The 24,611-nt window shown below is 70.5% G+C and carries 18 protein-coding genes and 2 pseudogenes; 13 read left to right on the top strand and 7 right to left on the bottom strand.

What is annotated here, in order from left to right; all coding sequences use genetic code 11:
* Positions 1-234: 234 nt before the first annotated feature.
* From AC07AL_RS30135 to AC07AL_RS30150, 4 genes are all read right to left on the bottom strand, one after another.
* Complete coding sequence (locus tag AC07AL_RS30135) at positions 235-1,467, bottom strand: NAD(P)/FAD-dependent oxidoreductase (protein WP_478318906.1); 1,233 nt, start codon at positions 1,465-1,467, stop codon at positions 235-237.
* Positions 1,464-1,697, bottom strand: coding sequence for a ferredoxin (locus AC07AL_RS30140; RefSeq protein WP_363633301.1), 234 nt, complete (start codon positions 1,695-1,697; stop codon positions 1,464-1,466). The genes AC07AL_RS30135 and AC07AL_RS30140 overlap by 4 nt, the downstream gene beginning before the upstream one ends.
* Positions 1,698-1,733: 36 nt before the next feature.
* The gene (locus tag AC07AL_RS30145; protein WP_478318908.1) at positions 1,734-2,972 is read right to left on the bottom strand and encodes a cytochrome P450; all 1,239 of its coding nucleotides are present in this window, start codon (positions 2,970-2,972) and stop codon (positions 1,734-1,736) included.
* Between the two features lie 138 nt (positions 2,973-3,110).
* Entirely contained in the window at positions 3,111-3,593 is a 483-nt protein-coding gene (locus tag AC07AL_RS30150) for a MarR family winged helix-turn-helix transcriptional regulator (RefSeq protein ID WP_363588420.1), read from the bottom strand.
* A gap of 126 nt (positions 3,594-3,719) precedes the next feature.
* Between AC07AL_RS30150 and AC07AL_RS30155 the strand changes: the two genes are divergently transcribed.
* Positions 3,720-4,169, top strand: a complete 450-nt coding sequence (locus tag AC07AL_RS30155; protein ID WP_478318910.1) for an ATP-binding protein — start codon at positions 3,720-3,722, stop codon at positions 4,167-4,169.
* Between the two features lie 173 nt (positions 4,170-4,342).
* Here the strand turns inward: AC07AL_RS30155 and AC07AL_RS30160 are convergent, their stop codons facing one another.
* Positions 4,343-4,936, bottom strand: coding sequence for a DinB family protein (locus tag AC07AL_RS30160; RefSeq protein WP_363588416.1), 594 nt, complete (start codon positions 4,934-4,936; stop codon positions 4,343-4,345).
* A 267-nt stretch (positions 4,937-5,203) separates the two neighbouring features.
* The gene (locus AC07AL_RS30165; protein WP_478318911.1) at positions 5,204-7,396 is read right to left on the bottom strand and encodes an MMPL family transporter; all 2,193 of its coding nucleotides are present in this window, start codon (positions 7,394-7,396) and stop codon (positions 5,204-5,206) included.
* A 366-nt stretch (positions 7,397-7,762) separates the two neighbouring features.
* Between AC07AL_RS30165 and AC07AL_RS30170 the strand changes: the two genes are divergently transcribed.
* The 3 genes and pseudogenes from AC07AL_RS30170 to AC07AL_RS30180 all read left to right on the top strand — a co-directional run.
* A complete protein-coding gene (locus tag AC07AL_RS30170) occupies positions 7,763-9,067 on the top strand; it encodes a histidine kinase (protein WP_363633290.1) in 1,305 nt (434 codons plus the stop codon).
* Positions 9,064-9,485 (top strand): annotated as a pseudogene (locus AC07AL_RS30175) (response regulator); the annotation flags it as partial. The gene AC07AL_RS30170 and the pseudogene AC07AL_RS30175, both read left to right, overlap by 4 nt.
* Positions 9,448-10,089: pseudogene (locus AC07AL_RS30180) on the top strand (IS701 family transposase); the annotation flags it as partial. The pseudogenes AC07AL_RS30175 and AC07AL_RS30180, both read left to right, overlap by 38 nt.
* A gap of 18 nt (positions 10,090-10,107) precedes the next feature.
* On the opposite strand, the gene AC07AL_RS30185 reads toward AC07AL_RS30180, so the two are convergent.
* Positions 10,108-12,963, bottom strand: coding sequence for an AfsR/SARP family transcriptional regulator (locus AC07AL_RS30185; protein ID WP_478318913.1), 2,856 nt, complete (start codon positions 12,961-12,963; stop codon positions 10,108-10,110).
* A 228-nt stretch (positions 12,964-13,191) separates the two neighbouring features.
* On the opposite strand from AC07AL_RS30185, the gene AC07AL_RS30190 reads away from it, so the two are divergent.
* The 9 genes from AC07AL_RS30190 (at position 13,192) to AC07AL_RS30230 (ending at position 24,606) form a co-directional block, all read left to right on the top strand.
* Positions 13,192-13,764, top strand: coding sequence for a hypothetical protein (locus AC07AL_RS30190; RefSeq protein WP_363588408.1), 573 nt, complete (start codon positions 13,192-13,194; stop codon positions 13,762-13,764).
* A gap of 908 nt (positions 13,765-14,672) precedes the next feature.
* Positions 14,673-14,909 (top strand): hypothetical protein, encoded by a 237-nt coding sequence (locus AC07AL_RS30195; RefSeq protein WP_478318914.1) that lies wholly within the window; start codon positions 14,673-14,675, stop codon positions 14,907-14,909.
* Positions 14,910-15,228: 319 nt separating this feature from the next.
* Positions 15,229-16,425: a terpene synthase family protein gene (locus AC07AL_RS30200; RefSeq protein WP_363586036.1), complete on the top strand. Its 1,197-nt coding sequence runs from the start codon at positions 15,229-15,231 to the stop codon at positions 16,423-16,425.
* A 141-nt stretch (positions 16,426-16,566) separates the two neighbouring features.
* Positions 16,567-17,943 (top strand): cytochrome P450, encoded by a 1,377-nt coding sequence (locus AC07AL_RS30205; protein ID WP_363633284.1) that lies wholly within the window; start codon positions 16,567-16,569, stop codon positions 17,941-17,943.
* A 5-nt stretch (positions 17,944-17,948) separates the two neighbouring features.
* Positions 17,949-18,749: a class I SAM-dependent methyltransferase gene (locus tag AC07AL_RS30210; RefSeq protein WP_363586111.1), complete on the top strand. Its 801-nt coding sequence runs from the start codon at positions 17,949-17,951 to the stop codon at positions 18,747-18,749.
* Between the two features lie 1,146 nt (positions 18,750-19,895).
* On the top strand, positions 19,896-20,585 hold the full coding sequence (locus AC07AL_RS30215; RefSeq protein ID WP_478318915.1) for a tRNA-dependent cyclodipeptide synthase: 690 nt from the start codon (positions 19,896-19,898) through the stop codon (positions 20,583-20,585).
* A 65-nt stretch (positions 20,586-20,650) separates the two neighbouring features.
* Positions 20,651-21,751 carry a cytochrome P450 gene (locus AC07AL_RS30220; RefSeq protein ID WP_363586039.1) on the top strand — a complete coding sequence of 367 codons (1,101 nt, stop codon included), beginning with the start codon at positions 20,651-20,653 and terminating at the stop codon, positions 21,749-21,751.
* A 27-nt stretch (positions 21,752-21,778) separates the two neighbouring features.
* A complete protein-coding gene (locus tag AC07AL_RS30225; protein ID WP_400989348.1) occupies positions 21,779-23,020 on the top strand; it encodes a cytochrome P450 in 1,242 nt (413 codons plus the stop codon).
* A gap of 83 nt (positions 23,021-23,103) precedes the next feature.
* A complete protein-coding gene (locus tag AC07AL_RS30230; RefSeq protein WP_363586041.1) occupies positions 23,104-24,606 on the top strand; it encodes an FAD-dependent monooxygenase in 1,503 nt (500 codons plus the stop codon).
* Positions 24,607-24,611: the final 5 nt, after the last annotated feature.

A 24,611-nucleotide genomic window follows, 5' to 3' on the forward strand; every position in this document is an offset into this window, starting at 1 on the left:
CTCGACATCTCGAAGCGTGGAGAACGGCCGTCTCCACTGTCCCGGGAAGAACCGCAGATCAGCAGGTCGAGTGACCGCCGAGGTTAAACAACAAGCTCAGGGCCCGGCAGCGTAACGCCGGGCAACGACTCCAGCCCGCCTCCAGGTCCGGCCGGGCGGCCCGCTGCGTCTTCACCCAGCGCCCGGGCTGCCCGCCCTCGTACACCGTGTCCTCGGGCAGGGTGGTCCAGTTGATCAGGCTGTCGGAGTCCAGTCACCACAACGGTCGACCGTCAGTGGGGGACACAGCCCGGCGTCCGTGACGGCGGTCCAGAGCGCGCGCTCGACGACCAGCCGGCGCAGCATGCGCAGTTCGCGGGGGGCGTTCCAGCCGAGCACGCCGACCACCACTCCTCGGTGGCCGTAGGCGGCGGTGAAGTGGCCGTTGGACGGGTCGCCGGAGAGGATGCGTAGGTCCGCGTCGGGCGGGAAGATGCCGTACGCCTGGATCCTGGTGTCGTACTGGTCGGTCCAGAAGTAGGGCACGGGGGCGAACGGGGTGGCGTCGCCGAGCAGGTTGCCGGCCGCGGCGACGGCCTGTTCGGTGGCGTTCATCCGGTGCTCCAGCCGGATGCGGGTGCCGAAGTGGGGGTTGTGCCAGGAGGCGACGTCGCCGGCGGCGTAGATGCCGGGTGCGGCCCGGCACCACGCGTCGCACACCACCCCGTTCCCCAGGCGCAGGCCCGAGCCGGTCAGCCAGCCGGTCGCGGGGGTCGCGCCGACGGCCAGGACGACGAGGTCGGTCGGCAGCGTGGTGCCGTCGCCGAGCTCGACCCCGGTCACCCGGCCGTCTGCGCTGCGCATCCGGCGCACCGGGACCCCGCAGCGCAGACGGGTCCCGTGGGCGCGGTGCAGGTCGGCGACGAGGGCGCCGATGCGCTCGCCGAACGGGCGGCGCACCGGGACGGGCTCCGGCTCGACCACGGTCACCTCCAGGCCCATGGCCCGGGCTGCCGCCGCGACTTCGGTGCCGAGGAAGCCGGCGCCCACCACGACCACCCGGGGCGCGGCGAGCAGCGCGGCTCGCAGGGCGAGCGCATCGTCGAGCGTGCGCAGGACGTGCACCCCGGCCAGATCGGTGCCGGGCAGGCGCCGGGGGGTCACCCCGGTGGCGATGACCAGACCGTCGAAGCGGATGTTCTCGCCGCCGCCCAGCCGTACCCGGTGCCCCGCGGCGTCGAGGGCGGTGGCGGGCTGTCCGAGGTGCAGGTCGGCCTCCAAGCGCGCGAGCTCGTGCGGGGAGCGCAGGACGGCTCGCTCGGCGGGCCAATCACCCGTCAGGATCCGCTTGGACAGCGGTGGCCGGTCGTAGGGCGGGTGGGGCTCGTCGCCGATCAGGGTGAGGTGGCCGTCCCAGCCCCGGCGGCGGAGGGTTTCGGCCGCGGCCAGGCCCGCGGCCGAGGCCCCGACGATGACGATCCGCTTCACTGTTCGCCCTCCTGTTCCTCCTGTTCCGCTTTCTCCTGTTCCGCCACCCAGATCGCCTGGGCCGGGCAGAGGACGGCGGCCTGCCGGATGTCGTCCATCAGGTGGTCGGGCGGGGTCTCGGTGAGCAGGACGACGATGCCGTCCTCCTCACGCTGGTCGAACACCTCGGGCGCGGTCAGTACGCACTGGCCGGAGGCGACGCACTTGTGCTGGTCGACGATGACTTTCATCGGAATCCTCCTTGTCCGCACGGCACTTGTCCGCGCTCACCAGGTGACGGGCAGCGCGTAGACGCCATAGACGTTCCCGTCGTGCTTGAACGGGATCCGGTCCGGATCGACCGCGAGCCGCAGGGCGGGGACGCGGCGGTAGAGGGTGCCGTAGACGACCTGAAGCTCGACCCGGGCCAGCGGCTGGCCCAGGCACTGGTGGACGCCGAAGCCGAAGGCCACGTGGTGGCGGGGGTTGCGGGCGACGTCGAGCCGGTCGGGGTCGGGGAAGGCGGCGGGGTCGCGGTTGCCGATGTCGTTGGCGAGGACGACGCCTTCGCCGGCGTGGATGGTGACCCCGCCGATCTCGATGTCGGCCAGGGCCACGCGGCGCCGTCCGCTGTGCACGATGGTCAGGTAGCGCAGGAGTTCCTCGACCGTCGAGGCGATCAGCTTCGGATCGTCGCTCTCGCGCAGCCGGGCCAGCTGGTCGGGGTGTTGCAGCAGGGCCAGGGTGCCCAGCGCGATCATGTTCGCGGTGGTCTCGTGCCCGGCGATCAGCAGCAGTATCCCCATGTTGGCCGCCTCGTGCCGGGAGAGTTCGCCGCCCCTGACCCGCTCGGCGAGGGCGGAGAGCAGGTCGTCGGTCGGGTGAGCGAGCTTGTCGCCGATCAGCCGGTCCAGGTAGTCGGTCAGCTGCTGGGTGGCAGCCCGTGCCTGCTCCGGGGTCGTGGTGCGCTTGACGAGGAGCCTGCTGTTGGCCTGGAAGAAGTCGTGGTCGGCGTACGGGACGCCGAGCAGCGCGCAGATCACCAGTGAGGGCACCGGCAGCGCGAACGCCTGGACCAGGTCCACCGGCTTGGGCCCGGCGAGCATGGCGTCGATCAGGTCGTCGACGATCTTCTGAACGGTCGGCCGCAGCGCCTCCACCTGCTTGATGGCGAAGGTCGCGGTGACCATCCGGCGCAGCCGGGCGTGTTCCGGATCGTCCATGGTGATGAAGGTCCGTGACTGCCTGCGGCGCTCCTTCGTGGCCGGGCTCTGGTGGGGGTAGTGCGGGTGGGTGCTCTCCGAGCTGATCCGCGGATCGGCCAGCAGGGTCCGCACGTCCTCGTAGCGGGTGACCAGCCACGGGGTGCTGCCGTCCCACAGCCGCACCCGGCTGATCGGGGCCTGCTCCTGCAGGGCGTGCAGGGTCGGCGGTGGGTCGAACGGGCAGCCGGCTGCCCGGGTCATGGGGTAGTCCGGTACCTCCGCCGGCGGGACGTCGGTGCCGGATGCCGAGATGGTGCTCATGGTTCTCCGCCCTTTCGGAAGTCCGATAGGAGGGCAGGTGGCGGGATCGGGGCCCGGCGCGCGCGGGGCGCGAGACGGGGCAGCGGAGCAGGTCCTGCCGCCTGCGGGAGGAGATGTCGAAGAGGGTGCCCCGAGGGTTCAGGAAGCCGTTCCGCCACGGGTGGTGCGGGGCGACGGGACTTCCCGGAGCAGCTGGCGGACGATGGGCAAGGCCGCGTGCATGGCCTCGCTCAGCGCTTGCACGTCCTGATCGGGCAGCGCGGTCAGCAGGCCGGCCACCCGGGTTCGCTGCGCGCGGTGGCGCTCGGCCAGCAGCTCGTGCCCGGCATCCGTGATGGCGACGAGGCAGACACGCCCGTCCTCGGGATCCGCCATCCGCGACGCCAGGCCCTGGCGTTCCAGTCGTTGTACCAGCGCGGTCATCGACGGTTGGGCGATGCCCTCCGCCGCTGCCAGCGCGGTCAGCCGGATCGGACCCTCCCGCTCCAGCCGGCCGAGCGCCGCGACGGTGGTCAGGCTCATGCCCTGCCGGTCCGACAGGAGATGCCTGACCAGCCCGGTGGCCAGCTCGTTCAGTGCCGCCGCCACCTCCTGGAGACCCTCTTCGGGTGTCCCATCCATACCTCATCTATATCACTCATCTATATTGACTGTCTATATATCTGAGTGATATAGATGGGAAGTGGATCGTTAGGGGTTCTGGTCACAGCCAAGGCGCCACCGCGGCGCCGGAAGAAGGTGATGACCGTGATCCGCACCTACGCCCCGGACATCTCCCCATGGCCGGCCATGACCCGGCGCTCGCCGCCATCGGGCCACGCCTGGGCCCTGGCGCACCGCCCGGAAGCCGCCGGAGACGCCCGCAAGATCACCCAAGAGGTCCTCGCAGGGTGGCGGGTCGCCGACGAGGCGGCCGACTCGGTGCTGCTGACCGTCTCGGAACTCGTCACCAACGCCGTCGAGCACGCCGAACCTCCACTGCACCTCCGACTGAGCCGCGCCCAGGGTGCCCGGCGGGTGCACATCGAAGTCTGCGACGGAGGCCCTGCGGCCGCGCAGGGCGGTTGGGCGGCCAGCTGTACCCGCGGTGAGCACGGCCGCGGGCTGCAGATCATCGACCGGCTCACCGTCGCGCACGGCGACCGCGCGGAGCTCGGACACGCCGTCCACTGGGCCGACGTCGCCATCGCGGCCTGATCGACCGGCGTTGGGAGCGGTCCAGGGAGCGGTGGTGGACCTCGGGCGGGAAGTCCAGTGGCGCGCACTCTGCGGTGGGCGCCCTGCGACAACTGCGGCACCGGGTGGGGAGGTAGGCGACAGCACGAGCTACCACGGCAAGCCCCTACCTCCCCGAACGAACTCAGCTCAGCTCAGCTCGGCTTGGCCTGGGCCTCCTTGGCGGACGCCTCCAGCCTGTTCCAGTACTCCTGGTACCAGGCCTCGTCGCCGCCGTCCATGTTGCTGTTGGTCTCCCGCATGCCGGCCTTGCCGTCGATCAGCTCGCGGACGATGTCGGCGTGGCCGGCGTGACGGTTCGTCTCGGCCGTCATGTGCAGCATGATCCGCTGAAGCGTCACGTCGCCGTCGTCGCCCCACCACGCGACGTGGCCCATCGCATCGAGCGGCAGCGCCTCGATCGTCGCGTCCGCGTGCGCCCAGGCGCGGTGGTAGAGGCCGAGGACGTCCTCGCGTGACTCGTCGGCGGGTGCCCACATGTCCGAGTTGGGCTCGGAGCCCTCCTCGTGCCAGGGGAGGGATTCGTTGTGCGGGCGGCCGAACGTCGGGCCGAAGTACCCGAGTTCGACGCTGGCGAGGTGCTTGACGAGGCCGAGGAGGTTGGTGCCGGTCGGCGTCAGGGGGCGCCGGACGTCGTACTCGGACAATCCGTCCAGCTTCCAGATGATGGCTTCGCGGGCCGCCTTGAGGTAGCGGTGTAGGTCGTCTTTGGGGTCGTTGGGCTTCATGGGGCCGAGTCTCGCATCACCTGCCGACAATCCCGATTCGCAGGAAGAGCTCGTTGAGTTCCCGATCCCACAGATCCGTCGGCAGATCATCATTCACACCGATGCTCTCTCCCCGCCGCTGTCACTACATGCGGCGCGGCCACCCGTGGGTGGGACATCCACGTCAAAGCCGCCCCACCCACGCCACAGCCCCGCTACGATCACCGCCCCCAGGGCGCTGACCAGGCCACATGGAGAACTCTCACTGGAGTACTGACGGCTCGCCGGTCAGGGCACCGGGACGCGGTGCGGCTCCGGGGCCGGCTCGGCCCGGTGGTGGTGGCGGGCCGGGCGGAGCGGCCACCAGAGGGCGCGGCCGAGCAGGGCGGCGACGGCGGGCACCAGGACCAGGGACAGGACGACGGCGGAGAGCAGGATGCCGAGCGTCAGCGCGAAGGCGACCTGTTCGCTGCCCGGGGTGGCGGCGAGGGTCGCGAAGGAACCGGCCAGGACCAGGCCGGCCGTGGCGATGGCGGGCGTGGTGTGCCGTACGGCGCGGGCGACGGCGGCGCGGGGCGGGCCGGGGCGCTGCATCTCCTCGCGGATCCGGTCGGTGATGAGGATGTTGTAGTCGGTGCCCAGCGCCACGACGAACAGGAACAGCACCAGCGGGAGGGTGAAGCTGACGCCCGGTTCGCCCAGCCCGTGCTGGAACAGCAGGGTCGCGGCGCCGAGGGTGGCGGCGAAGCCGAGCCCGACAGAGAGCATCAGGACCAGCGGGGCGAGCAGGCTGCGCAGGAGCAGCAGCAGGATCAGGGCGATCAGGGCGGCCGCGACCGGGAAGACAATCGCCAGGTCGTGGTCGACGGCGGTGGAGATGTCGGCGAAGATCGCCGCCGTGCCGCCCACGTGGGCGCTGGTCCCGGCGGGTGTGTGGGCGGCGACCGCGGCGCGGACCGGGCCGGAGGCCAGGTCGCGGGCGCGCCGGCTCTGCGGGTCTGCGGTCAGGTAGAGGTCGATCCGGGCGGCGCGCCGGTCCCCGTTGAGGACGGTGCCGCCCGTCATGCCGACGCCCTCGACCTGGGTGAGGGCGTGGGAGAGGCCGTCGAGCCGGCCGGGGGTGAGGGTGGTGCCGTCCGTGGTGACGACGTAGACGCTCGTCGGGTCGGAGACGCCGGCCGGCAGGGTGCGGGAGATCTCGGCGGCGGTGGCGGCGGCCGGGGTCCGGTCGCCGGCACCGCCGAGGCCGTAGTCCATCCGGATCCCGGTCATCCCGGCGGCCAGCGCGCCGAGCAGGGCGAGGGCGGCGAGCAGCATGGGCAGCGGCCGCCGGGCGACGAGCGTGCCGAAGCGGGCGGCGAAGCCCTCGCCCGGCTGGCGACGCAGGCTGCGGGAGGGCCAGAACATGCCGCGGCCGCAGGCGGCGAGCAGGGCGGGCATCATGGTGAGACTGCCCAGCAGCATGACCAGGACGGCGACGGCGATGGCCGGGCCGAGCGAGCGGAACTGACCGAAGCTGGCCACGCCGAGGGTGGCGAAGGCGGCGACGATGGTCAGCGCGGCCGAGGTGATCGCGGTGCCCACCCGGGCGGTCACCTGGGCGGCGGCTTCGCGGGCGGGCTGCTCGGGCCGGGCCCGCAGGTGCTCGCGGAAGCGGAAGAGCAGGAAGAGCAGGTAGTCGACGCCGATGCCGAGCAGGACCACGGAGACCAGCCCGGGGGTGCCGGCGTCGAGCTTGAGGCCGGTCAGCGTCGCGGCGACGGCCACGGCTCCGCCGGCCACGCTGCCGATCATGGCGACGGCGAGCAGCGGCAGCAGGGCCGCCGCCACGCTGCGGAACACCAGCACGTTGAGCAGGACGATCAGCCCCATGACGAGCGCGCTGCCGACCGTCGCGGCGGTGCGGTGGGAGTCGGCGGTGTCCACGGCGTCGGCCAGTCCCCCGGTGAACCCGGTGCGCATCCCGGCGTCGGCGAACTGGGCCCGGGTGGCGTCCCGGAACGCCCGGTAGACGCCTTGGACGCCCTCGTCCGCGGCGTTGCCGGTCAGTTCGACGGAGAGCAGTTCGAAGCCGCGGTCGGGTGCCACCATGGCCGGGGTTACCCGGGGGGTCTGGGACCGGTCGGGGACGAGGAAGGCCGGCTCGTCGTCCTTCCTGGGCATGACGACCCGGCGCTGGGCGAGCTTCGCCGCCTCGGCCTCGACCCGCTGCTGGTCGGCGGCGGTGAGCGCCCGGCCGTCGGTCCTGGCGACCAGCACCGTGACCGTGGTGGCGTCGGGCTTCATCCCGAAGTTCTCCTCGGCGATCCGCAGCGCGGCGGCCGAGTCGTAGCTCTTGGGCAGGAAGTCCCCGGTCTGGGACTGGGTGACGCGGGCGAGCAGCATCGGGCTCAGCAGGGCCAGGGAGATTGCCAGCACCACCCAGAGGGTGATCACCTTCCGCGGGTTCCTGGTGGAGTATCCGGTCAGTGCGCGGATCACGGTTTCCTCCGGCGGTGGACGCGAGCGTCCGCAAGGTCGGTCTCGGCTCCGGGGGTTCCCGGCCGGGTTCCAGACCATCACCCGGGGTGGGCCGCGGACGTCCCTGCGACGGACGATCCGCACCGGGGCCCCTGCTCCTCGGCCGGGCCCGGACCCGGGACCGTGGTCCTGGTCCGGGCCCCCGTGATCGGCCGTGGGGACCATGCCGGGGCGGGGTGGGCCAATGCCAGAATGGTTCATCGGGCCTGTTCAGAGCCTGTGCAGGGTCTGAAACAGGGTCTGATCGGGGCCTGATCGGGCTCGTCAGGGCTTGTCAGGGCTCATCGGTGAGGCGCGGCGCGGGCCGGGCACGGAGGGGGAACGGACATGGGCGGTCATCAGCGCCCCGCGATGGACGCGGCACTCGGGGCGGACCCGCCGCACCCGGCGCACCGGGCGAGCGGGAGCCCGGGGCCCGGCGGGGTGGCGGACGCGCCGCCGGAGACCGACGGCGCGCCGTGGACCCACACCGACGCGCTGGTGGCCGCCGGCGCCTGCACGCTCGACCTGCTCAACTACCTGCTCTTCAGCGAGATGGACGGGGTACGCCGGGTGACCCCGCCGGGCCTGCTCCTCGTCGCGCTGTCGGCCCTGCCGCTGCTCGTCCGGCGCCGCCACCCGGTGCCGGCGCTCGCCGTGGTCCTGGCCGTCGAGTCCGCGATCGACCTGTCCACACCGGCGAGCACCCACTTCGGCGCCGTCCTGATGGTCAGCCTGTACTCGGTCGCCCGGGCCCGCCCCGCCCCGGTGGCGGCGGCCGCCGCGGCGGTGACGACGGTGCTGACCACGCTGAGCCAGAGCCACCTGCGCGTCCCCTCCTGGCAGGCGCTCGCCGGCACCTCCTGCTCCACCCTGCTCGTGGCCGGCGTCGGCCTCGCCGTGGCACGCTGGCAGCGGGAGGTCGCGGCCAACCGCAAACTGCTGGCCGACCGCGCGGTGGCCGACGAACGCCGCCGCATCGCACGGGAGTTGCACGACATCGTGGCGCACCACATCACCACCATGCAGCTGATGGCCGGCGGCGCCCGGGCCAACCTCACCCACCCGGAGGTGGTCCGGGACGCCCTGGTCACCCTGGAGTCCTCCGGGCGACTGGCCCTGCGGGAGATGCGCCAGCTCCTGGACGTCCTGCGGGCCGGCGACGAACCGGACACCGCCCCGCCCTCGCCCCAGCCCGGGGCCGAGGACCTCGGCCGACTGGTGGACGAGTCCCGGGTGGCCGGCCTGCCGACCGACTTCGGCGTCCACGGGCCCCGCCGCCCGCTGCCGCCCACCGTCGGCCTGACCGTGTTCCGGATCGTCCAGGAGGGCCTCACCAACGCCCGCAAGCACGCCGGGCCCGCCCGCGCGACCGTCACCCTGACGTACGGTCCGGACCGGGTCACCGTCGAGGTGCGCGACGACGGGGGCACGGCGGGCACGGGCGGCGCCGCACCGCAGGAGGCGGCGCCGGCCGGCGGCCGGAGCGGGTACGGCCTGATCGGCATGCGCGAGCGCGTCGCCCTGCACGGCGGCACCCTGCGGACCGGACCACGTCCGGAGGGCGGCTTCGCCGTCCTGGCCGACCTGCCACTGGCCCCGGAGGAGACGGCCGACGCGGCCGTCCAGCACGGAACGGCGACGGCCCGGTGAGGTCGAACGACGGCGGCCCGGTGGGCGCGGTGGCACCGGGCCGCCGGGTCCTCATCGCCGACGACCAGCCGCTGGTGCGGCGCGGCCTGCCCCTGATCCTCTCCCCGACCCGTCCTTCGAGGTGGTGGGCGAGGCCGAGAACGGGGAGCAGGCCGTCACCGCCGCCCGCCTGCTGCGCCCCGACGTCGTGGTGATGGACATCCGGATGCCCGTGCTCGACGGGGTCGGCGCGACCCGGGAGCCGGCCCGCGCCCTCCCTTTCTGCCGAGTCCTCGCCCTCAGCACCTTCGACATGGACGAGTACGTGGTGGCCGCGCTGCGCGCCGGCGCCAACGGGTTCCTGCCCAAGGACGTCCCGCCGGAGGGACTGGGCGCGGCGATCCGCACCGTCCACGCCGGCGAGGCTAGGACGCTTCCGCCGACTGCTGGAACAGTCCGGTGTCGGCTATGTCCTGGCAGTGCCCAAGTCCCAGTTCAGCGTGGGCTGTCCACGTATCGACCGGCTGTTCTCCCAGGCCCCGGCCGAGGCCTGGCAGCGGATCTCGTGCGGGGACGGTGCCAAGGGACCGTGTATCTACGACAGGGCGGCCATCCGGCTGCCCGCGGTGGCGGAGTTCGGCTACCAGGGCGAGGTCCAGGCTCGCCAGCGGTGGGCACTGGCCCGCCGCAGTCTGAGCAGGCCCGACGAGATCGCCTACTACCTCGCCTACTCGCAACTCGAAACGAATGTTGAGCAGTTGGTGCGAATTGCCGGGACGCGCTGGGCGATCGAGGAGTGCTTCCAGGCTGCGAAGAACGAATTCGGCCTGGATCAGTACGAGGTCCGTCGCTACACCGGCTGGATGCGGCACATCACCCCGGCCATGCTCGCCCACGCCTTCCTGGCCGCGATGGCGGCGGCATCAAAGGGGGCTGCAGAAACGGTTCCCGCGCCTTGGTGGACCTCACCACCGAGCACGCCGCCCGGCTGCTCGACTCCCTCGGCCCCGACCCCACGGCCGGGCCGGTCGGTGGCCACCTGAGCGGCGAGTCGGCCGAGGCTAGCGCCGCCGGTCGGTCGTGGCGGGCGGAGTGAAGCCCAGTGCGGCCAGGATCGGCAGGTTCGAGGTCAGCTGGTGCGCCGGCAGCTCCGCGTAGATCTCGTGCGCGGAGTCCCAGGCCTGACGTGAGCGCTGCTCGCACCCCAGCGCCCGGTGGGCGGCGGCCAGTCCCGCCAAGGCGTGGGCCCGCTGGGCGGGATAGCCCGTCAGACGGCTGCTCACGGCGAGGGACCGTTCGTAGTGCCCGACCGCCCCCTCCGGCCGCCCGAGGGCGTGCTGCGCCGCCGCCAGGGTGTTGAGCAGAGAGCAGTCCATCGGCCCGTTCCGCTGGGCCCTGGGCCGGGCGAGCACCCGGCTCGCGTGGTCCGATGCTTCCTGGTAGCGGCCCAGGAGCAGGTAGGTCGGGGCCAGGCTGGCACGGCAGAGGTCGGCCGTCCAGTCATCGGTCTCCGGGCCGTCGGCCGTCAGCAGGTCGAGGGCCCGCTCGTAGTACTCCCCGGCGTCGGCGTAGCGGCCCGTGAAGTAGTGGTAAGCGCCGAGGTAGGCCAGCGCCCGGCCCTCGGTGCACCGGTCGTCGGCGTCGTGGGCGAGGACCCTGGCCCGCTGGAATGTCCGCCGGGACAGGGTGAGTTCGCCCAGGGCGCCCCAGACGTGGCCCAGATCGTTGAGGCCGTGCGCCTGGGCGCTCAGGTCGCCCAGGCGGCGGGCGGCAGCCACGGCCGTCCGGCCCAGGGCCACCCCTTCGGTCTGCGGCGAGGTGCGGTGGAGGTAGCTCCACAGCAGCGCGGGCAGTTTCCAGGCCGTTTCGTCGTGCCCCCGCTCGTAGGCGTGGTGGGCGGTGGCGAGCAGGTTCGCCCGCTGGTCGTCGCACCAGCGGGTGGCCTGTTCGGGGCCGGTGAGGTCGGCCACCCGCAGGCCCTCGGGCGGCGGGCCGAGCGGGACCTGCCGCCGCCCGGGGGTCAGCACCCGGGCAGCGGCGTGCGCGTGGTGCAGGCACCACGCGTGCCAGCGCTCGAGCAGCTCCCGCTGTTCCTCCGGGCTCTCCTCGCGGGTGCCCAGCTCGGCCGCGAAGAGCTTCAGCAGGTCGTGGAAGCGGTAGCGGCCCAGTGACGGCTCGGCGAGCAGATGGGCGGTGGTCAGGCGGCCGAGGAGCCGTTCGCACTCGTCGACGGCGGCCGCGGACAGGGTGGCGGCTACGGGGGCGCTGATGTCCACCCCCGGGAACAGGCCGAGCCGGCGGAACAGACGCCGGGCGGCGGGGTCGAGCGCCCGGTAGGACAGGCCGAAGGCCGACCGCAGGGAGGAGCGGTCGTCACCTCCGGCCTCCAGGGCGCCCAGGCGGTCGGTGGAGGAGGCCAGCTCGTCGGCGAAGGCGGCGAGATCACGCTGAGGCCGGTCGCGCAGCTGGGCCGCGGCGATGCCGAGTGCCAGCGGGAGGTGCCCGCAGGCGTCGAGCAGCCGGGCACCGGCCTGCCGCTGCGCCTCGGCGGCGCCGACGCCCAGGACACGGGCGAGCAGCGACTGTCCCTCGGCGGGGGTGAAGCCGTCGAGTCCGACCCGGTGGGCGCCCTCGCGGGCGACGAGCCCGGTGAGACGGTCCCGGCTGGTGATCACGACGGCGCAGCCGCTGCCGCCCGGTAGCAGTGGCCTGACGTGCTCCGGGCCGGCGGCGTCGTCGAGGACGACGAGCATCCGCCGCTCCGCCAGCAGTGACCGGTAGAGCGCGGACGCCTCGTCCAGCTGGGCCGGTATCGACTCGGCCGGCACGCCCAGCGCGCGCAGGAACGCCGCCAGCACCCCGTGCGGGGAGCGGGGGCCGGCGGCGGACCAGCCCCGCAGGTCCGCGAAGAGCCGTCCGTCGGGGAACCGCTCCCGCGTGAGGTGGGCCCAGTGCAGCGCCAGCACGGACTTCCCGACTCCGGCGGCACCCGTGATCACGGCGCACGGTGTCGCCGTTGGGCGGGCGCCGGGCTCTCCGGTGGTCAGCACCCGGTCCAGTACGAGCAGTTCGGGGGCGCGGCCGACGAACACGGAGAGGCCGGAAGGGAGCTGCTCGGGTCGCGGGTCCGCTGGGGGCACTGTAGGGGCGACACCGGTGCTCGGGGCGGTCCGGTCCGGACGGGCGGTCGGTGCCGGACAGGGGAGGAGGAGGGCCCGTTGGAGGGCCTGGGCCTCAGGTGTCGGGTCCAGCCCCAGGTCCTCGGAGAGCCGGGAGGCATGGCGCCGGTAGGCCTCGAGCCCGTCGCTGTGTCGGCCGGAGCGGTGCAGGGCGGTCAGCAGCTGCCGCACCAGGCGGTCACGGAGCGGGAAATCGGCGACCAGGCCGGTCAGTTCCGCGGCGACCTCGCGATGCCGCCCCGCCTCCAGCTCCAGTTCGTAGAGCCGCTCCAGCACGGCCATCCGCTGCTCCTCCAGGCCGGCCGCGAGGGCGGCGAAGGCCAGGCCGGGCAACCCGTCCAGCGCGGGGCCGCGCCACAGCTCCAGGGCTTCGCGCAGCCGGGGGACGGCCTGGGCCGCGTCCAGGTCCTCTGCCGCCGCGGCCCGGGAGGCGAACAGGCGGTGGTCCACCTGGGCGTCGTCCGCCACCAGCCGGTATCCCGCGCCGTCGGTCACGATGGGGGAGGCCGGACCCGTGCCGAGCGCGCGGCGCAGCAGGCCGACCATGTTGCGGATCTGGCGGTCCGCCGTGGCCGGAGGGTCCTGGTCCCAGACCGCGTCGACCAGCCGGGGGAGCGGGACGGTCCGGTTCGAGTGCGCCACGAGCATCGCCAGCAGACTCCGCTGACGGCGTCCGCCCAACCGTACGGGAGCGGCCCCGGCTCGCACCTCCAGGGACCCCAGGATCCTGAACTCCATTTCCCCCCATCGGCGATATTGAGACAACTCACCCGGGAGGCAGCGGTATTGACGAAGCGTCACTCCGTGCGCCCCGGGCGTGTCGCCTGAACTGTCACGTGCCGGCACACGGCAGCGCGCGTCACGATAGAGCAGTGATCAGATCATGCCAGAATCGTGCAGCCGATTGAGAGTGTTGCCGTGCACCGGCCGAAAGGCGCCGGTCTTCGACCCAGGAGTTGATCAACCATGGCACACTCCCTCAAGCGCATCGGATCCGTCCTCGCGGCGACGGCGATCGCACTGTCCTTGTCCGGCGCGGCCACGGCCGTCGCTCAACCCACGACGGCCGGAGACTCGACCCGGCACTGCGTGGTGAACGCGCAGGGCGGCCAGGCACAGTGCTTCGGCACCTACCGGGAGGCCATCAGCTACGCCACCGGCGGGCGGGTCGCCGACGCTCCGCCGACCGCCGCCGAGGCCGCCCGCGACAGCACGTTCGCCAAGGAACTGAACAGCCCGGCCGGCCTCTCCGACCTGGTGGTCCTGGGGACGATCTACCAGGACTTCTTCTTCGGGGGCCAATCGGTGACCTTCACCGGCCCGCACGCGTGCTACAACGGGAACGCCGCCGACTACTCCTTCGACATCCCCGCCCCGCTCCAGGACCACGTCTACTCGGTGCGCCCGTACGCCAACTGCTGGTTCAACCTGTTCACCGGATTCCAGGCCACCGGCTACGAGAGCCCCAGCTACAAGGGTGAGACCGTCTCGGTGGACGAGGCCTGGCGCACCCACGCCAAGTCGTTGACGCTCGGCTGAGCCACGCCCCCGGCACCCCCACTCCGCCCCACTCGGAGGGTCCCCTCCCCGGCAACCTCGGCAACCTCGGTAGCCGCGGGGGCACAGCCGGGGCAGGGGCGCATGACCGGCCAGCGGCATCTGTCACGCTTCGTCACCGGCGATGACGGACAGAGCCGTTGGTGCAGATACCGGTCATGAGGGGCTGGTGGATCGACGGGCCCTGGTAGGGGCGTGTTCGCGACCGGTCACCAGGTGATCAGGACGTAGCTGTCGCCCCCGCGGGATCCGGAGGCGTTCCGGGCGTTGGCGCCGGCGGCGCCGGACTTGTCGTCGGGGCCAGGCGGGTTCTCGCCGCCGGTGCCGCCGCCCGGTGCCGCCGGTCGAGGCGCGGCCGTGTTCGAGCTTCAGGGTGAAGGCGCGTCAGACGAGTTCTGCAGGACGTTGGTGGCTCCGGCCCTTGTGGCGAGGGAGGCGGGAAGCCGGGGCAGTGTCGCTGTCGAGGTGGGGCCGCCAGCGGGTTGAGTCCGGCGAAGGAGAGCGCCGGAACATCCGGGCAGGCCGGAACGGGCCTGGCCGGTTCCGGCCTGCCCAAGGTCCTTTCGAGGCTCCTGACCGGTGGTGAGACTGGTGACCGCCGTCAGGGAGCACCTGCCCGGGGCGCACACCGGACCAGGTGTCACCGACCGCTGCTCCTGCAGGACAGCCGTCACGGCCCGGTGTGTGCCGAGCACCACGCACGGCCGATCCCACCCCTCTCTCCCCGCTGGAGCACCGTCATGCCCTCGAAGACGTCCAAGCTGCTGCGCGTCACGCTCGCCGCAGCGGACATAGGCTGACCCAACTACCAACCGGAGGAGCGTCACACCGTGGGACCGACCGTCGACAGGCCAGCGCCGCAGGTTACCGTCGCAGACATCCGTACCCTTTTGGACTCTTCCGCTGAGTTCCCCGTTCTGTACATCAACTACGGTCCTGGCAGCGGGGGCACCGAAGCGGAGTTGGACGTGTGGGCCGCAGGCCTGGTCTACCAGGCGGACATCGTCCTCACCCGCGCGACCGCTGTGGACCTGTTCGGCGAGGAACCCAACAGCGAGACCATCGCGGCGTTCCTGCCGAAGGTTCAGCAGGCTGTGGACCAGATGATCTCGGTCCGAGGCATGTGAAGCCGACCTGCTGCTTGAGGACCGTCTCATCCGGCCGTAGACCCGGCACCATGCCGCCTCCCCGGTCTGCGGCGATCAGCTCCCCGCCGCCCCCGTCCGCTCCCGGTGCTCTTCCGTAACGGCCCGGGCGGGCGAACCAGACGCGCGTGGTGCAGAGCCGACCAGGTTTCCCCGAAGCAGCGCTATTCGCCTTGGAGTAGTACGCCACTGCTCCGGCTGTAGGTCTTGAGCGTGAGGCTCCAAGGGCCTCGATGACTAAAAATCATGATAAAGCACATCAAGTGTCCAGGTTTAGTTCCTCTCCCACGGGACATCAACCTTGCACCCCGCGAACAGGGTTGCACCGTTTTCCGTCGTCGGATTCCTCAATCAAAGATCACTTTTCGAGGTTGAAATGCCTGAACACTTCAGTCGGCTGACTCTCTACTGCCCCATCGAAAGAGCTGAGAACCCGGCCAGATTGGCAATCAATGAAAGCACGATGGCCTGGGCTGCCAAGCAGGGAATCCCTTCCGACCGGGAACGTCGGGAACGGTTTTCGACGATGCGGCCAGGAGCGCTCGCGGCGGGCGTTGTGCCGCACGGCAAGGAGGAAGGGCTCGCCGCTTTCGCTGATTACCACACCTGGCTCTTCGCATTTGACGACGATTACTGCGACGAGGCCGAGAACGCGGACATGGATGTCACCGAGTGGGCGGCTTTCCTGGCGCGGCTCCACAGGGTGGCCGAAACCGGGGACATCGGGCTCCTGCCGGACAACGCCTATGCCTGGGCGCTCCGTGATGTAGCGTCACGCATCTCTGCATGCGCGACACCCACGCAGTTCTGCGACTGGGCTGACGCCGTCCGGTCCTACTTCGCCGCTCTGGTCTGGGAGCGGTCGCGGCGGCGAAACGGTGAGAAGCCCCAGAGGCTGGACGACTACTTGTTACTGCGCCTGCGCAACGGTGCGATGCAGAGCAGTATCGCGCTGTTGGACGTGGCCAACGGATACGTTTTGCCGCAGGAGTTGCGTGATACGCCCGAGGTCCGGGCTCTGGTGGAGATGTGCGCGGTTCTCGTCTCCCTCGACAACGATATCTTCTCTCATCACAAGGAGTCCCAGCGCGGCTCTTTGGAGGTGAACCTCCTGGATGTGCTGGCAGCGGAGCGGCAGACAACGACCGCGGAGTCGCTCCATGAGGCCGTCGTGTTGCGCAACACGGTGATGCGCCGCTTCGTCGAACTGAGCGAGCGTACGGTGACGCCGGAGGTCGGTGCCGAACTCCGGCGGTTCGTCGAGAGTCTTGGCCGATGGGTGCGCGCCAACCTGGATTTCAGCCTTGTCACCACGCGCTATGCCGGTCCGGTACGGGAGCGTCTCGTTCTCAGCCCGCACGCACCGGATCCGCGGCCGACGGAGGAGGCATCAGCCCTTGATTCCGCCGTGATCGGCTGGTGGTGGCGCACTCCGGACGCCGCACCGGCGGGTGAACGTCGGCGGCCGTCCCGGCGGGCAGACCCGCCCACTTGGTGAACGCGCTCCGGACGGCTGCCCCGCCTGTCCCGGCCGTCCGGACCGGGGTCTGCGGACCCGGCCAGGTCAACCCGTCCGACGGTGAACCCCGCGCCCGGGACTGACGAAGACGAGGCGCAATCCACCACAGCACAGGAGGCCATGCCTACCGTGACAACCACCTACACGATGGCGACCGCTCCGGGAGCCCTGCCCGTGCTGGGCCACGCGCTCGCGCTCGCCCGCAGACCACTGGACTTCGTGAGGCAACTGCCCGCACACGGCGATCTCGTACGGATCAAACTGGGACCGCAGACCATGCACATGGTCTGCCATCCCGACCTGCTCCACCAGGTCCTCGCCGAGGACCGCGTCTACGACAAGGGCGGGCCCATTTTCGACAAGTTCCGAGAGCTGGCGGGCAACGGCCTGCTGGGCTGCCCGGCCCACGACCACCGCCGACAACGCAGGCTCGTCCAGCCGGCCTTCCAGCGCGGACGGCTGCCCGGGTACGCGACGATGACGAGCCAGGAGATCACGGCACTTACCAGCACCTGGCACAACGGCCAGGTCCTCGACGTCACCAAGGCGATGTACCAGCTCACCACGGCCGTCACGGCGCGGTGCATGTTCGCCGCCGACATGGACGCCTCCGATTCCGCCGCCCTCTACGGCAGCGTCGAGGCCATCACCCGCGGCATCGCCCGACGGGCCATGATGCCCGTGCCGATGGCCGACAAGCTCCCCACCCGCGGCAACCGCCGCTTCGACCGGGCCCGGGTCCACGTCCGGCGGCTCACCGACACTCTGATCGCCAACCACCGCGCCGACGGCGTCGACCGGGGCGACCTACTGTCCACCCTGCTGGCCCCCCAGGAGGAGGGCGGGCTGGGCCTGACCGACGACGAGATCCACGAACAGGTTCTCACCTTCCTCCTCGCCGGGATCGACACCACCGCCATCCTGCTCTCCTGGGCCTGGCACCTGATCGGCGCCCACCCCGACATCCAGGACAGGCTCCAGGCCGAGGTCGACACCGTCCTCGACGGCCGCCCCGCGCAGCACGCCGACCTGCCCGCGCTGGAAGTGACCGACAGGATCGTCAGCGAGACGCTCCGCCTGTATCCGTCGGCATGGCTCTTCACCCGGAACACCACCAGCGACACCGTACTGGGCGGACACCGTCTTCCCGCGGGCACCACCATGATGTTCAGCGCCTACCAGGTCCACCGCCGCGCCGACCTCTACCCTGCTCCTGACAGCTTCGACCCCGATCGCTGGCAGGGCGCGGGCAAGCCCCCGCCGGGCACGCTGCTGCCCTTCGGGAGCGGGCCGCGCAAGTGCATCGGCGAGGTCTTCGCCCGCAACGAGGCGACACTCGCCCTCGCCTCCATCGCCGCACGCTGGCAGCTCGACCCGGTTCCCGGCCGGCCCGTCCACCCCGCCCGCCGAATCACGCTCACACCCAACGCCCTCTCCATGCGCCTGCGGCAACGGTGGCCGGGACAGCCACCGAACACCCCGGAGGCTTCGTCGTGACCGAGATGGCCAACGGGCTCGCAGCACAGAAGTACGGGGCGGGGCTCCTCGACCACCACATCCCCCAGGAAGAGGCGCGGCTGCGTGCCCTCGAGGCGTACCTCGACCCCACCACACGCTCCGTCATCACTCGTCTCGGCATCCAGCCGGGCTGGCGGTGCCTTGAGCTCGGAGGCGGTGCCGGCTCCGTCGCGCGCTGGCTGGCCGAGCAGTGTGCCCCAGGGGAGGTCGTGGGCACCGACATCAGCACCGCCCTGCTGCCCCGGGACGTGCCCAACCTGTCCGTCCGACGCCACGATGTCGTCCGGGAGGACTTTCCGGCGGCCTCCTTCGACCTCGTCCATGCCCGAGCACTGCTGGAACACCTGCCGGAGCGAGCAGAAGTCCTCGGCAAGATGGCGCGCTGGACCGCACCGGGAGGCTGGGTGTGCGTGGAGACGGTCATGGCGGTCCATCCCCCGGCCGGCACCCGGAACGCCTACCAGCGCTGTCTCAACGCCGTGTTCACCCTGTCCGAGAACGTGATGCGCACCGAGCAGCGATGGGGCACCGCACTGCCGGGACTCCTCTCACAGGCAGGTCTGACCGATATCGGCGTCCACTGCACCCCGGGCCTGGTGGGCAGGAACGGCAACGCCGACGCCTTCCTGCGGCTCTCCCTGGAGCAAATCGGCCCAGCCCTGATCCGCGAACGTCTCACCACACCCGAAGAACTGACGGACTGTACGAAGCTTTTGGAAGGCGGAGAGTACACCGACCTCGCCCTCCTGACCCTGTCCACCTGGGGCCGACGCACCCGCCACTGACTCCCCATGAGCTGATTCCATCCTGAAATCCACAGGTCACGGGCGCCGGCGTGGTGCGGGGGCAGGGTGCTCGGGCAGGTCACGGGCTTGATCGTGCTCTGGTGATCGTCCGCCGGCGGGAGATCGCGGTGTCGATCGCCACGATCAGGGCACGCACGAGCCGCATGCGTCTTCTCCGGTGCTCAGCCGGAGCAGTCGGTAAGGCGATCCCGCGTTCGGGGTGGGAGACCCCGAACGCGTGGACGTCTGTGATCAGCGGCAGATCGTCACGGGTTGCGGAGCGACAGTGGCCACAAGCGCTCCTTCGTGGGGGCGACGCTGTCGCTGCCGCCGCCGAAAGGGTATCCAGTGGGCGGCTGGATGCGGTTGAACCGCCGGTGATTGGTCATGGTGTAAGCGCCGGAGGCGGTGAGTACCAGCCGGCCCAAGGGCCGGCATTCGGGGAAGCGCGGCACGGTGTGCCTGCCGTCGCCACGAATAGCGAAGATGTCGTCGCCGAGGGTGTGTTCCGCGAACAACCCGGGGAGATCGGGGCCGAAGTGGCCTGGCCATCGGAGGCGCGGTGGGCAGTACGCACGGCCGGCGCCAAGGCGCGAGGCCCCAGGCGCAGGCGTCGACATCACCACACGGTTGCCGACGTGCGGGTGGTGCCGCCGAGCCGAGCGGACCTCGGTGAGGAAGATCCGTGGATGGCGAGGATCGTGCCGACGGGCTCGAAATGCAGCCGAGGGAAAGTATATTCGAACTAAATTTCCATTAACGAACACAATGGCGATTTCCACTGCCCACCACCGAGGGCGGCCTCCCGGGCCTAAACTAATACAGCAATAAGGTCTATCGAATGTTCATAACATCCCGTAGTGTGTAGCAGCACGGCGAGGAGGCGTCGGCGCACTGCGGAGTGATCACGGGTGATGCGCACGGCTCGACCGTCGAGTTGTATTGGCGCCGCCCGCAGGGCTGCCGTGACGAGAAGACAGGTTTCGTCTCCAAATGACCTGAGCCGTTCGGGCAGAGAATTCGGTGTGAATTCTGGCGTGACGGCGTTCTCTCTTTGGGCCGCCCACTTCATGGCGGACTTTCAGACCTGGCGACCGGGAAAGGTATTGGCATGAGAACGTGGCATACAGATGCAGGTAAGCGGTGGTGACCGTGGATTTCCTGATTCGACCACAGAGCGAGAATTGCCGTCGGATCGCCGATGCCTCCGACCACTGCGTCGTGGGTCTGAGCCCGTTCAACGGCTACTACACACCATGCCGGGTGGAGGCGTTGGTCCAGTGGGCAGCCGGACATTTCACGAGGGTCGACGTTCTCGTTCCCGGATTCGAGGCGGCACATACCCTCACCGCTGCGGGCGTCAGGCCGCTGGAGGCAGTGGGGCGTGTGCGGCGAGCTGTGAACCAGCTCAGGAATCCCGCGGTGCTTGCGCTGTCGCGTGCCGGTGTGTCCACGCCGGAAAGGCGCGTCCATACCTGGACTCAGCTGATGAGCCGACCCGAGTACGCGGCGTTGCGTGAGCGGGCCAGAGCGGCATACCGAGTCGATCCCGCCCTCAGGGCGGCCTGCCGGGCGGTTGCCCGGGGAGCGGTCCAGTCCATCGCGGATACGGAGCCCGGTGAGGAGCAGATCGACGCCTGCGTCAGTTATCCGATCGCAGAGTTGCCGCTGATCGTGGACAGCCCGTCGATCTTTGACGTGGCTTCTTCGGTGTTCGTCTACCACCGGCGGATCGAGCTCGCCGCGGCCCTGCTCGCCGGTCCGGCGACCGGGCTGCGGTCAGCTGCACAACAGGGGTTCGTGGTGGCCGAGCCCGTACTGCCGGGTGGTTCGTGATGAGGCAGCTCAGGCAGCTCCCGATGCCGGCGAGGACACCGGAAGTACCGTTGAGGTTTCCCTTCGTGCTGGGCCCCCTGGGCACGCCTCCGCCCGTGATCCACTGGGCACGCCGACGGCAGCCGGTCTGCCCGGTCGAGCTTCCGGGCGGATCCTGGCTGTGGATGATCTCCCGCCGGGACGACATCCTGCGAGTATTCACCGACCCGGACCTCGTGCGCCTGAGCGATGCCGCTGAAGCACTTCCCCCTCCGGCCGGGATCAGCGGGGCAGCGCGCTCGCGGGCCGGGCAGCCGGGTGCCGAGTATTGCGCGACGTGGGCGGTGGAATCCCACCGGGCCTCGATCGTGAAACAGACGGGTCTCGTCCTGGACGCCATGGAAACCGGGAACAACCCTGCCGATCTGCTGGAACAACTGGCAGCGCCGCTAACAGCCGCCGTGTGCCGCGATGTCTTCGGGCTGTCATTCGATCCCCAGGAATTGCGGAACCTTCTGATCCAGGAAGAGCCGACAGGAAATTCGGCTGTCAGGCACCCGGTCCTGCACTCGCTCACAGAGCACCTCCGGGATGGCCCCGTCCGCGGTAATGCCGCCGGTACGCCCTTTAAAGCCCGCGAACAGCGGGAGGCCGACACTGAACCGTCGCACACCGTGGTGACAGGCTTGCTCGTCCGGTGCGCGAGGTCACTCTTCTCGGCATTGCTGACCGGACCGTTCACTCTCCTGCTCCACCCCAAACCGCTACGGGAGTGCCTGCGCGATCCAGTGCTGTGGCGGGCGGCAGCCGGGGAACTCCGCCGCTACCACCCGGGCACGGTGCTCGGCCCCACCCATATCGCGCTCAGAGACCTGGAACTACACGGCACCCTGATCAAGGCCCGAGACGCGGTATGCGCCTCGCCCCTCGGCGCGGCCTGGGACGAGGAGCACTACCCCACCCCGGCGAAATTCGACATCCATCGTCCGGACGCCGGGTCCACAGACCTTCGCACGGATCCTGGGCCCCTGGCAGACGACGCCCTCAGCAGGCTGGTTCTCACCATCGTCTGCCCCGCCCTGTTCGAGCGCTTCCCACAACTGCGCCTGGCCGTGTATGAACACGAGATTCCCTGGAGAAATGATCTGACGTTCATCCGTCCCGCCTGTCTGCCCGTGGCCTGGTGACGGCCAACCCGATGAGAGGAGAACACCATGCATCCGACTGCCCGCATCATCAGCGTCCTGTCCGACAAGTTCGCCCGGGACCCGTACGCCTGGTATCCCCAGCTGCGGGAGAACGACCCCGTCCACTACGAACCCGGCATCGGCGCCTACTTCCTGAGCCGGCACGAAGACGTTCGCCGGGTTCTGGCCGAGGACCAGATCTTCACCACCCAAGCCTTACGGGAACGGGCCGAGCCGGTCATGCGCGGTCGCGTCCTGGCACAGATGACCGGCGCCGAACACACCGCCAAACACCGGACAATGATCCGCGGATACACCGGGCCGATGCTGGAAGACCAGATCCCGCTCATCCGCCGCAACGTGGAGCAGCTCATCCGCCCCCATCTGCGGCGCGGCCGGTTCGACCTGGTGAAGGACTTCGGACAGCAGCTGGCGATCTGGGTCGCGCTGGACAGTCTTGGACTGCCCAAGGACAACTGGCGGAATGTGCACTCCTGGTTCCAGGGCGTGGCCGAATTCGTGACGAGCGTCACTCTGACCGAGGAGCGATACCGGCATTGCGTCCAGTGCGCCCGCCGGCTGGAGGACTATCTGCGGCCCTTCATCGAGGAACGGCGCGAGAACCCCGGCCAGGATGTGATCTCGCTGATGTGCCACACGGAGTACGAGAGCGGGAGGATGAGCCTGCACGAGGTCACCGCTCTGTGCCACAACGTGCTCCTCGCCGCGACCGAACCGGCGGACAAGACACTGGCCCTGCTGTTCCGGCATCTGATCACCCACCCCGATCAGATGGCCCTGGTCCGCGGCGATCCCGGACTGGTGACCAACGCCATCGCGGAGACGCTCCGCTACACACCGCCCGTGCAACTGATCCCCCGCAGGACAGCGGAGAACGTCGAGATCTCCGGCGTCGCCATACCCGCCGAGACCATGGTCTGGTGCATGCTCGCCGCCGCCAACCGCGACCCGCGTGTCTTCGAACGGCCCGACACCTTCGACCTCCAGCGCACCGACCTCGGTCCCGAACGGTCCTTCACCGCCGCCGCTACCCACTTCGGGTTCGGCGCGGGCATGCACTCGTGCGTCGGGGCCGCATTCGCGCGCAGGGAACTGGAGACGGTCGTGACGATGCTGCTGGCCCTCATGGAGAACATCGGCTTCCCCGAGGACGCCTCCTACGAAGAGACCGGCTTCTACTCCCGCGGCCCCGAATCACTCACCCTCACATTCGATCCCACCGCGGAAGGACGGCTCCTGGCTGCCTGAACCACCAGAAAGGGGAAACCGCATACAGCCGGCTGCGACCTCCTCCGCATCACGATGACGGAGGACCGGAAAGGGGACATGCCGTGGACAGTAATCGCCACCACACATCTGTTCTGATTGCCGGAGGAGGACCTGCCGGACTGGTCCTGGCGGTGGAACTGGCCCGTCGGCACGTCGACTTCCGGATCATCGACGCCGGCGCGGGTCCCTTTCCGGGATCACGGGGCAAGGGTCTCCAGCCGCGCACCCTGGAGATCTTCGACGACCTCGGAATCATCGACTCAGTACAGGCGGAGGGAGCGCCGCTGCCGCCGATGGTGGCCTGGGAGGAGGGAAGGATCGTCAGGGAGTGGGACGTCATCGCCCGTGGCGAGCCCACTGGGGCCACGCCCTATGCCGAGCCCCTGATGCTTCCTCAGTCGCGCACCCAGGAACTGCTTCGCGAGCGACTGCTGAATCTGGGCCACCGTGTCGAGTTCGGAGCGCGGCTCGACGGATTCTCCCAGGACGAGGCCGGCGTGCTGGCCCAGGTTGTCCGGACCGACGGAGGTACGCGGGAGATCGCGGCCGACTACCTGGTCGGGGCAGACGGGGGCGGCAGCACCGTACGGAAAATCCTGGGTGTGAGGTTCGACCGCGAAGACGTGGACACCCGGCCGCTGCTCGTGGCCGATGCCGATATTCCCGGACTGGACCGCGAGCACTGGCACACCTGGGGTGACGCGGTCGGCATCATGACCGCGATCTGTCCCGTCGCCAGAACGGACTACTTCCAGGTCATCGCACGGTTCGCGACGGGAACCCCCGACCCCGCTCCCGAGCGGGTCCGCGAACTGGTGGCCGCCCGCACGGGAGTGCGGGTGCGGAAGGTGCTGTGGTCATCGGTCTTCCGGGCACGAGCAGCGCTGGCGGAGCACTTCCGGGTCGGCCGGGTGTTCCTGGCCGGTGACTCCGCGCATGTTCATTCCCCGGCGGGCGGCCAGGGCATCAACGCGAGCATCCAGGACGCCTACAACCTGGGATGGAAACTGGCGCTCGCGGCAACCGGCCAGGCAGCACCCTCGCTCCTGGACTCCTACGAGGCGGAGCGCCGGCCCGCTGCGGCGGAGGTGCTGGGAGTGAGCACTCGCATCCACCAAGGGGCGGGTCGGGTCAGGGAGCTGGCCGCGCGCCGTGACCGCACCACGCACCATCTGGCACTCGGATACCGGGGTATTCCACCCAACGCGGAGATGCGCCCCGCTCTCGTCGAGGAAGCCCTCCACGCGGGGGACCGCGCTCCGGATGCCCCTTGTACCGACCGTGGCGGAGCCCCGGTACGTCTCTTCGATCTCTTCCGCGGACCCCACTTCACCCTTCTTTCCTTCGGAAGTCCGCCCATCCAGCCTGTCAGCGCCCGGGGTCCCGCGGTGATCCGCGTGGTGCGCGTCGGCCACGACGTCTCGGACCCCGCGGGGTTCGCCTCCCGCGCGTACGCACCGCACGGCCTGTTCCTCGTACGACCGGACGGATACATCTCGCTGGCCACCGAGACTCCAAGTGAGGTGACCAGTCATCTTCGCTCACTCGGCATACATGTCGGATGACCGGC

The organism is Kitasatospora sp. NPDC043949, from assembly GCF_056435365.1.

Bases quoted from the DNA above. Each gene is read 5' to 3' on its own strand.
- AC07AL_RS30140 (WP_363633301.1), bottom strand. From the start codon at position 1,697: ATGAAAGTCATCGTCGACCAGCACAAGTGCGTCGCCTCCGGCCAGTGC.
- AC07AL_RS30145 (WP_478318908.1), bottom strand. From the start codon at position 2,972: ATGAGCACCATCTCGGCATCCGGCACCGACGTCCCGCCGGCGGAGGTA.
- AC07AL_RS30150 (WP_363588420.1), bottom strand. From the start codon at position 3,593: ATGGATGGGACACCCGAAGAGGGTCTCCAGGAGGTGGCGGCGGCACTG.
- AC07AL_RS30160 (WP_363588416.1), bottom strand. From the start codon at position 4,936: ATGAAGCCCAACGACCCCAAAGACGACCTACACCGCTACCTCAAGGCG.
- AC07AL_RS30170 (WP_363633290.1), top strand. From the start codon at position 7,763: ATGGGCGGTCATCAGCGCCCCGCGATGGACGCGGCACTCGGGGCGGAC.
- AC07AL_RS30185 (WP_478318913.1), bottom strand. From the start codon at position 12,963: ATGGAGTTCAGGATCCTGGGGTCCCTGGAGGTGCGAGCCGGGGCCGCT.
- AC07AL_RS30190 (WP_363588408.1), top strand. From the start codon at position 13,192: ATGGCACACTCCCTCAAGCGCATCGGATCCGTCCTCGCGGCGACGGCG.
- AC07AL_RS30205 (WP_363633284.1), top strand. From the start codon at position 16,567: ATGCCTACCGTGACAACCACCTACACGATGGCGACCGCTCCGGGAGCC.
- AC07AL_RS30210 (WP_363586111.1), top strand. From the start codon at position 17,949: ATGGCCAACGGGCTCGCAGCACAGAAGTACGGGGCGGGGCTCCTCGAC.
- AC07AL_RS30225 (WP_400989348.1), top strand. From the start codon at position 21,779: ATGCATCCGACTGCCCGCATCATCAGCGTCCTGTCCGACAAGTTCGCC.